11 protein-coding genes, 1 tRNA gene and 1 pseudogene are annotated in these 8,234 nt (G+C 37.8%); all 13 read left to right on the top strand.

Translation table 11 applies throughout. The annotated features are described in order from the left end of the window. Positions 1 to 296 (top strand): annotated as a pseudogene (locus tag ACX12B_RS09310) (signal recognition particle-docking protein FtsY); the annotation flags it as partial. After that, positions 293 to 1,207 carry an ornithine carbamoyltransferase gene (argF, locus tag ACX12B_RS09305; protein WP_459353731.1) on the top strand — a complete coding sequence of 305 codons (915 nt, stop codon included), beginning with the start codon at positions 293 to 295 and terminating at the stop codon, positions 1,205 to 1,207. The pseudogene ACX12B_RS09310 and the gene argF, both read left to right, overlap by 4 nt. 36 nt (positions 1,208 to 1,243) lie before the next feature. Then, positions 1,244 to 1,726, top strand: coding sequence for a 50S ribosomal protein L18 (locus tag ACX12B_RS09300; RefSeq protein ID WP_141976346.1), 483 nt, complete (start codon positions 1,244 to 1,246; stop codon positions 1,724 to 1,726). 1 nt (position 1,727) lies between these two features. Further along, on the top strand, positions 1,728 to 2,447 hold the full coding sequence (locus ACX12B_RS09295; RefSeq protein ID WP_459353730.1) for a 30S ribosomal protein S5: 720 nt from the start codon (positions 1,728 to 1,730) through the stop codon (positions 2,445 to 2,447). A gap of 6 nt (positions 2,448 to 2,453) precedes the next feature. Beyond that, positions 2,454 to 2,921, top strand: a complete 468-nt coding sequence (locus tag ACX12B_RS09290) for a 50S ribosomal protein L30 (protein WP_459353729.1) — start codon at positions 2,454 to 2,456, stop codon at positions 2,919 to 2,921. Position 2,922: 1 nt separating this feature from the next. After that, on the top strand, positions 2,923 to 3,387 hold the full coding sequence (locus tag ACX12B_RS09285; RefSeq protein WP_459353728.1) for an uL15 family ribosomal protein: 465 nt from the start codon (positions 2,923 to 2,925) through the stop codon (positions 3,385 to 3,387). Beyond that, positions 3,380 to 4,810 carry a preprotein translocase subunit SecY gene (gene secY, locus ACX12B_RS09280; protein ID WP_048079194.1) on the top strand — a complete coding sequence of 477 codons (1,431 nt, stop codon included), beginning with the start codon at positions 3,380 to 3,382 and terminating at the stop codon, positions 4,808 to 4,810. Before ACX12B_RS09285 ends, secY begins: the two co-directional genes overlap by 8 nt. Beyond that, positions 4,788 to 5,375: an adenylate kinase gene (locus ACX12B_RS09275; RefSeq protein WP_459353727.1), complete on the top strand. Its 588-nt coding sequence runs from the start codon at positions 4,788 to 4,790 to the stop codon at positions 5,373 to 5,375. Before secY ends, ACX12B_RS09275 begins: the two co-directional genes overlap by 23 nt. Before the next feature lie 3 nt (positions 5,376 to 5,378). Further along, complete coding sequence (locus ACX12B_RS09270; protein WP_459353726.1) at positions 5,379 to 6,002, top strand: EMC3/TMCO1 family protein; 624 nt, start codon at positions 5,379 to 5,381, stop codon at positions 6,000 to 6,002. Then, on the top strand, positions 5,999 to 6,559 hold the full coding sequence (locus ACX12B_RS09265) for a cytidylate kinase-like family protein (RefSeq protein ID WP_459353725.1): 561 nt from the start codon (positions 5,999 to 6,001) through the stop codon (positions 6,557 to 6,559). Before ACX12B_RS09270 ends, ACX12B_RS09265 begins: the two co-directional genes overlap by 4 nt. Next, a complete protein-coding gene (locus ACX12B_RS09260; protein ID WP_459353724.1) occupies positions 6,556 to 7,554 on the top strand; it encodes an RNA-guided pseudouridylation complex pseudouridine synthase subunit Cbf5 in 999 nt (332 codons plus the stop codon). Before ACX12B_RS09265 ends, ACX12B_RS09260 begins: the two co-directional genes overlap by 4 nt. A 3-nt stretch (positions 7,555 to 7,557) precedes the next feature. After that, entirely contained in the window at positions 7,558 to 8,004 is a 447-nt protein-coding gene (locus ACX12B_RS09255) for a hypothetical protein (RefSeq protein WP_459353723.1), read from the top strand. Between the two features lie 49 nt (positions 8,005 to 8,053). Beyond that, positions 8,054 to 8,154, top strand: a tRNA-Ser gene (locus tag ACX12B_RS09250). Positions 8,155 to 8,234 lie beyond the last annotated feature (80 nt).

Genomic DNA, 8,234 nt, shown 5'->3' with positions numbered 1-8,234 from the left:
CAACACCAGAACCAACACCAGAACCAACACCAGAACCAACTTCTGATGATCCGTTTGAAGGAATCAAAGATGATGAGATTGCAACTTATTCCGATTTGTTTGATGTACCTCCACCAGAAAATGATGATGAAGCTTTCAAGCTAGGCAAAAAGATTCGTCAGTGGATTAAAGATGGAAAGCCAGAACCTGGTGATGAAGATGCTGATGAAGACGATGACGATGAAGAAGAGATTCACAAACATGATAAAGAAGAACCCAAAAAGAAAAAGGGTAGGTTCGGGTTCCTTAGAAGATGAAACTAAAAACAAAAAATTTACTCACTTTAGCGGAATTATCTCCAAAGGAATTTGTGGGGCTGGTTGATGAATCAATCAAACTAAAAAAAGAACTCAAGAAAGGTGGAAACAAACCTGTTCTAAAAAATAAAACACTAACAATGATTTTCCAAAAACCGTCTACTCGAACACGAGTTAGTTTTGAAATTGGAATGTCCCAACTTGGCGGTTATGCAGTTAATCTCTCATCAAATGATATGCAGTTATCTCGTGGTGAATCAGTTGAAGATACTGCAAAAACTCTTTCACGATATACTGATTGTATAATGGCTCGTGTTTATGATCATGAATTACTAGAGCAACTATCTGAAAATGCAACTGTTCCAATAATTAACGGACTCTCTGACACTTTTCATCCTTGTCAAATCTTAGCAGATTTTATGACCATAAAAGAAAAGAAGAAAAAACTCAAAGGAATAAAGATTGCATGGGTTGGCGATGGAAATAACGTCTGTAATTCTATGATTTATGGTGCAGCATTATCTGGTGCCATAATGTCAATTGCAACTCCCAAGGGTTTTGAGCCAAACAAAAAGGTAGTAAAAGATGCAAAAAAGTCAACAACTATTGAACTGACATCAGATCCCCTAAATGCAGTAAAGAATGCTGATGTGGTAGTGACTGATACCTATTCTTCTATTCATAATGACGATCCAAAGAGAATCAAAAAATTCCTTCCAAAATATCAAGTCAACTCCAAACTAATGAAGTCTGCAAAGAAAGATGCGATCTTTATGCATTGTCTTCCGGCAAAGCGAGATCAAGAAGTAACATCATCTGTAATTGATGGACCGCAATCTGTTGTATGGGATGAGGCAGAAAATCGTCTTCATTCTCAAAAGGCATTGCTTGCCTCGCTCATTCTCGGTTAACGTATATAAGAGCACGTTCAAACTCGAATTCTATACATGGCCTATTCAAAAATATTGAGGAGACTTAGAGAAGAGAAAACCAATTATCGTAAACGCGGTACAATGTTGATGGGTAAGCGTGACTTTATCACTGTAAATATTACTAATGAAAATACTCAAGTCCAAATTCTAAAGCCTGGCATGACTGGCGACAAGGTTGTTGCATCTGCACATTCTAGATATCTACTTGAAAAAGGTTGGAAGGGTTCTAGAAAAAGTGTGCCAGCAGCATATCTTACAGGATATTTGGCAGGAAAGAAAGCACTTGGACAAGGTGCAAAGGATGCAATCTTGTATACTGGAACCAGAAAATATACACAAAGAATGGCAGCAGCTCTCAAAGGAGTAATTGATGCAGGTCTTGAAGTTCCAGCAAACGAAGAAACATTTCCATCTGAAGATAGAATTAATGGCGAACATCTTACTGTTAAAAACGAAGTTTCTAAAATGAAATCTACAATTGATACTGAGGTAAAATAAAATGAGTCAAAAAACAGAATCTAAACCACAACAAGGCGGCCCAAGAGGTAGAGGCGCACCAGTTTATGGCGGAGGTCCACCTGGTGGAGCAAAAGGTGGAGATAGACCAAGAAGAAGAAGAGAACCAGAAGAAGAGGTTTGGGTTCCAAAAACAATCTTAGGACAGAAAGTTGCATCAGGAGAAATCTCATCATTAGAAGAAATTATTGAATTAGGATTAAGAATTCAAGAAGCAGGAATCATTAAAAAATTACTTCCTGACTTGAAGAGTGAAGTTGTTGATGTTGGAATTATTCAAAAGATGACATCAAACGGTCAATCAACTAGATTCAAAGCAATCGTTGCAACGGGAAATGAGAACGGTTACTTGGGAATCGGCCAAGGAAAATCAAAACAAATGAGAATTGCAATTGAAAAGGCAACAAATGCTGCTTATCTTAATGTCAACCCAATCAAGTTGGGATGTGGCAGTTGGGAATGTAGATGTGATCAAAAACATTCCGTTCCATTCAAAGTAAGAGGAAAAGGTGGAAGTGTTACAATTGAAATTATTCCTGCACCTCGTGGATTAGGTCTTGTAGCAGGTGGTAAAATTAAACGATTATTGGAATTAGCTGGTCTAAAAGACGCTTGGACTACTGCAAAGGGTTCTACCCCTACAATGAATTCTACTTCAAAAGCTATCTTGGACTGTCTTAGACAGACATTTAGTCAGGGTTGATGAGAAATGGCAAACGCAGTACTAGTTGTTAGAATCAAAGGCCAAGCAGATTGTCCTTATTGGGCATCAACTACAATGGATTTGCTAAAACTTGAAAAAAAATACCGTGCAGTAATTCTTCCTGCAAAAGATAACTTACTTGGAATGCTAAAAAAAGTACAACACTATGTTTCATGGGTTGACCTTGATGCAGATTTGGCAAAAGAACTCATTGATAAAAAAGCAAGAAAAGCAGGTTACAAAAAAGTAACACCAGAAGATCTTAAAGAATTAGGATATGCAAGTTCTGCAGAGTTAGCTGCAGCATTAACTGAAGGAAAAACAATGTTATCAAAATTAAAACCACTAAAACCTTGGTTTGCATTAGCACCCCCAAGACATGGATTCAAAAGAAGTACAAAGAAATTGTATGGACAAAAAGGAATTCTTGGAAGAAACAAAGAACTTGGAACAATTGTAAGGAATATGATTTAACATGGCAACAAGATTAAGAAAAACAAGACGACTTAGGGGAGGACGCCACATGGGATGGGGACAAGTAGGTCAACATCGTGCAAGTGGTCACAAGGGTGGTCTTGGAGTTACTGGAATGATGAAACATCATTGGAGTACAACACTAAAAGAAGAACCAGATCATTATGGCCATGATTCAACTAAACCACCTCACCCAAATATTACCAAGAAATGGGCTAGCGTCCGTGATCTTGATGACTTGTTTACTAAGTTTGGTAAAGAAGAAGGAGGAAAAAAAGTCGTAGACCTTGAAAGTGCAGGATACGAGAAACTCCTTGGCGGCGGAAAAGTAACAAATGCTTATTCTGTCAAAGTCACACAGTATACTGCATCTGCCGAAGAGAAATTAAAAGCAGTTGGAGGCGAAGTTATCTCTGCTGCAAAAGAAAAAACTGATGGGGAAGAGGTAGTCACAGAAGATGGCTGAGGGTACAGTTACAACAATTATCAGAAAGGTCGTCTTTAAAGCAGAACCATATCTTCCACAAGTTCCAAAACCAAAAAAGAAAATTCCATTATCTACACGATTGCTCTGGTGTGGAGTTGCATTACTTATCTACATGGTAATGGGACAGACGCCATTATTTGGAGCAACAACCCCTGAATTTGACTTTCTAGCATTTGCTAGAGTAATTTTTGCATCACAACAAGGTACTCTTGTTGAATTAGGTATTGGACCGATTGTAACAGCTGGACTCTTGATGCAGTTGTTGAGAGGTTCAGACATTCTCAAATTTGACTTTAAGAAACCCGAGGAAAGAGGTATCTTCCAAACTGCAACAAAGTTGGTAACTTATGTTGTAATTGTAGCTGAATCTATTGTATATGGCGTAGCAGTCTATGGTCCTGGAGTAGCGGATCCGAATATCCTGTATGTCATGGTCGGGCAGCTGATGGCCGCGTCGATTATTATCATGTTCTTAGACGAATTAATTCAGAAGGGATGGGGTCTTGGTAGTGGAATCAGTCTCTTCATTATGGCAGGTGTTGCTCAACAAATTCTATGGAGTCTGTTTAGCCCGTTGCCAGCTGGTGATGGAGGAACGATTGGAATCATTCCGTACATCGGTCAATCAATCATGGGAGGTGACCTATCCAACATCATGTTCCGTTCAAACCAATTGCCGAGCATCTTTGGATTGTGTTTGACTGCAGGTGTAATACTGATACTTGTATTTACACAAGGAATGAAGATTGAGATTCCAATCGTATCTACAAAATACAGAGGATTCTCTGCAGTTTATCCAATTAAGATGATGTATGTTTCAAACATTCCTGTTATCTTGGCATCTGCACTTACTGCAAACGCCGTCTTTATCTTCCAGATGTTGTGGGCTAATGCGAACCCGCGTAACAATAATTTCTTTATGAATTTCATAGCGCAATTCGACCCGACGAGTCCGTCGACTCCAATTGGTGGTCTTATCTATTACATTACACCACCTAGAGGTCTAGATGTTGCAGCTTTGGATCCTGGACGTGCAGTTGGCTATGTCTTATTCATGATTGGAATTGTTATTGTATTTGGTAGATTATGGGTAGAACTTGGTGGTCTTTCACCAAAGAGTGCCGCTCAGAATTTACTTGATGCAGATGTACAGATTCCTGGATTTAGAAGATCAAACAAACCAGTTGAAGCATTGTTGAACAAGTACATTCCATCAGTCACCATTATTGGCTCAGCTATTCTGGGTCTGCTAGCAGGTGCCTCTGATGTCTTGGGCGTATTTGGTTCTGGTATCGGAGTTTTACTTATGGTAGATATTCTCATCAACTATTACACACAATTAGTTAGAGAACAAGTCGAAGTTGTAATGCCGCGTTTGGGTGCTTTACTTGGCAGAAAGTAAGAAAATTATCCTTGTCGGAATCCCCGGAGTTGGGAAGACCACATTACTATCAAAGATTGTAACCCACATTAAAGGTCAACAAAAAACTGTTAGTGTTGTAAGTTATGGAACTTTGATGTTTGAAGTTGCAAAAGAAAATGGTCTTAGTGATAGAGATGAGTTGAGAAAACTACCTGTTTCAAAACAACAAGAACTACAAAAGACTGCAGCTGAAAAGATTGCAACACATAATGAAGAAATTGTAATTATTGACACTCATGCATTTATCAGTTCACCTGAAGGATACTATCCAGGACTTCCTGAACATGTTCTCAAAATTATCCAACCATCAAACTTTGTTTCAGTGTCTGCAAAACCTGAGGAAATCTACAGCAGACGAATGAGCGATGATACTAGAAACCGAGACAAAATCACCCTTGCAAATGTAAAAAAAGAACTAGATGTCCAATCAGGCATGATTTCTGCATGTGCAGTAATTACAGGCTCGCCAGTAAAATACATCCTTAATCGTGAGGGAAAGGTTGATGAAGCAGCAGAAAAGATAATCAAAGCATTAGGACTGTAAAAAATGGATTTTAACTTTATTCTACTATTTATCGAATCAATTCCCCTCCAGTTTGACTTCTTTGGAGGTGAAAGAGGTGCATTAGGAAGTGATGATCCAATAATTAAAGGATTAATTCTATCCATGTTTGCAGTTGCTGGATTTGGTATCTTGCTTAACATCTTCAATGCTGCAGTTAGAAAGAAGATGGTTGATCAAGTAAAACTAAAACGAATTATGAAAGAGACCCGTGGATGGCAAAAAGAAAGAATGGCTGCAATGCGTTCAAAAGATACTGCAAGAGCAGCTGAACTCAACAAAAAGTCTGCATACATGAACAAGATGTCCATGGAAATGATGCAGATGAACATGAGACCAATGATGATTACATTTGTTCCATTGATTTTGATATTTTATCTTGTATTGCCACAACTATTTGCTTACACTGTAGCTGTATCCCCAATTCCTCTAAATGTAATCCCTGGAGATATGTTCCAACTTACTTGTACTGCAGAACAAGCAGCTGATCCTGAACATGTTTGTACTACAGAAAATGCATTATATCTTTGGGCTTGGTACTTTTTGTCTTCGATTGCATTTAGTGGCATTATTATGAGACTCACCAAAACATCAATGGATCTCAGTTGACAAAATCAATCGTAATTTCAGGTCCTCCTGCTGTAGGAAAGACAACTGTTGCCAAAGGTCTAGCTGAAGAATTTTCATTACAATATCTTAGTGGTGGAGATGTTCTCAAAGAGATGGCTAAAGAACAGGGATTTGATTCATCAGGTGATGATTGGTGGGATACCGAAGATGGAATGAAATTTCTTAATCAACGAGAAAAAAATTCTGAATTTGACAAGAAACTAGATGAAAAACTAACTAAACTATTCAATGAGGGAGGTATGGTGATTACAAGTTATACGCTTCCTTGGTTAATTCAAGATGGAATTAAAATATGGCTAGAAGGCTCTCATGAGAGCAGCACAAAACGAATGCAGACAAGAGATGATATGAGTCCAGAAGATGCATACCAAATCACAAAACAACGATTTGATAAAAATAAGGCACTATACAAGAAACTCTATGATTTTGATTTTGGTGATGATAAATCTGTCTTTGATGTTATAATTAACACTGACCACCTTACAGCACAACAAGTAATTGATGTGGCAAAAGAAACGGTGAGAAAACTACTATGACTCTAAAACAACTAGAAAATCTAATCGAAGTTGATCAAGACATTACTGATGAAGCATATGGTACATACTATGATAAAAGAACAATAGAGCAACTACTAAACTATGGAATTATCATTTTAGACAAACCTCCGGGACCTACAAGCCATGAGACAGTAGCTTGGACAAAAAGAATTTTGAAACTCCCAAAGATTGGACACAGTGGAACTTTAGATCCTCAAGTTTCAGGAGTATTGCCTTTGGGATTAGGTGAGGCAACTAAAGCATTAGGTGTGTTGCTCTTTGGTCCAAAAGAATATCATGCATTAGGTAGAGTTCATTCTCTTCCATCAAAAGATAAACTACATGAAGTAATTGAATCACTAACTGGAGAAATTTTTCAAAAACCACCACAACGCTCTGCAGTAGTTAGACAAACAAGAACAAGAACAATTTATGAGTTTGAAGTATTAGAACAAAAAGAAAGACTTCTTCTAACTCGAATACTCTGTGAGGCTGGAACATACATTAGAAAACTCTACTATGACCTAGGTGAGATTCTAGGGCCTGGTGCAACCATGATTGAACTCCGAAGAACTAGAGTTGATCAGTTCAGAGAGACTGATGGATTGGTAACTTTGCATGAACTTGCAAATGCATTTGCATTGTGGGAAGAAAAGAAAGATGATTCTAAACTAAAGAGTATGATACAACCTGTAGAGTATGCACTAAGTGAATTAAAATCCGTAGTGATTCGTGACTCTGCAGTTGATGCAATGTGTCATGGTGCACAACTTGCGATTCCTGGAATTCTAAAAATCTCTCCTAATTTGAAAAAGGGTGACATTGTTGGTGTTTATACTCAAAAAGGAGAAGCAGTTGCATTAGCAGAATCCACAATGAGTGAAGAAGAGATTAAAGATGCTACAAAAGGATATGCATTTGAAACAAAGAGGATTATCATGGCTCCAAACACTTATCCTAAAAAATGGCGAACCAAACCATCTTCTAAAGAATAAAAATTGCTCTCAAAAAGTCTCGTTATCTTTGTTGGAATTGGCGTAATTACAGGACTCGCATTTGGTGTTTATCTAATTGATGTAAAAAATACCAGCCAACTTGTTTATGTTGAAGGTTCTGGAATTTCAATTGTTACTGAAAAATTTGATTTTAAGAAAGGTGAAGAGATTAAAATCAAAATCATAAACACCGGAACTACACCATTGATGTTTTCTGATGCTTCATATGGATTGAGAATAACTGGACTTTCTGGAATATTGATGTATACTCCAACATCACCACAAGTAGAATCAGAACTAAAACCAAATGATGAAGTTGAGTTTGTTTGGGATCAAATCAAAAATGATGGTGATAATGCACTGGAAGGTCTTTACAAGATTTCAGCAAAAGGTTTTGATCCAATAGGAGACAAAGTAGAACGTTCAACTACTGTAACCATTTGGAAGTAGAACACAATTTATAATCAGATTCTAAAAACTAAATTTGTCGCAAGACTGTGCCGGGGTCGCCTAGCCTGGTAGGGCGCGCGCCTGGAAATTATTAACCATAAAGCGCGTTCTCGCAAGGGAACGGGAGTTCAAATCTCCCTCCCGGCGCCATTTATTTTAAAAATAATTCTGGAAATCTAATCTTACCACTAGAATAGTAAACACAGTGTCCATTAAATACAGAAAATTCG

The sequence above is a fragment of the Nitrosopumilus sp. S6 genome, assembly GCF_054515815.1.
The sequence above is the reverse complement of the archived record's forward strand: the minus strand, read 5'-3'. Positions and strand labels throughout refer to the sequence as shown.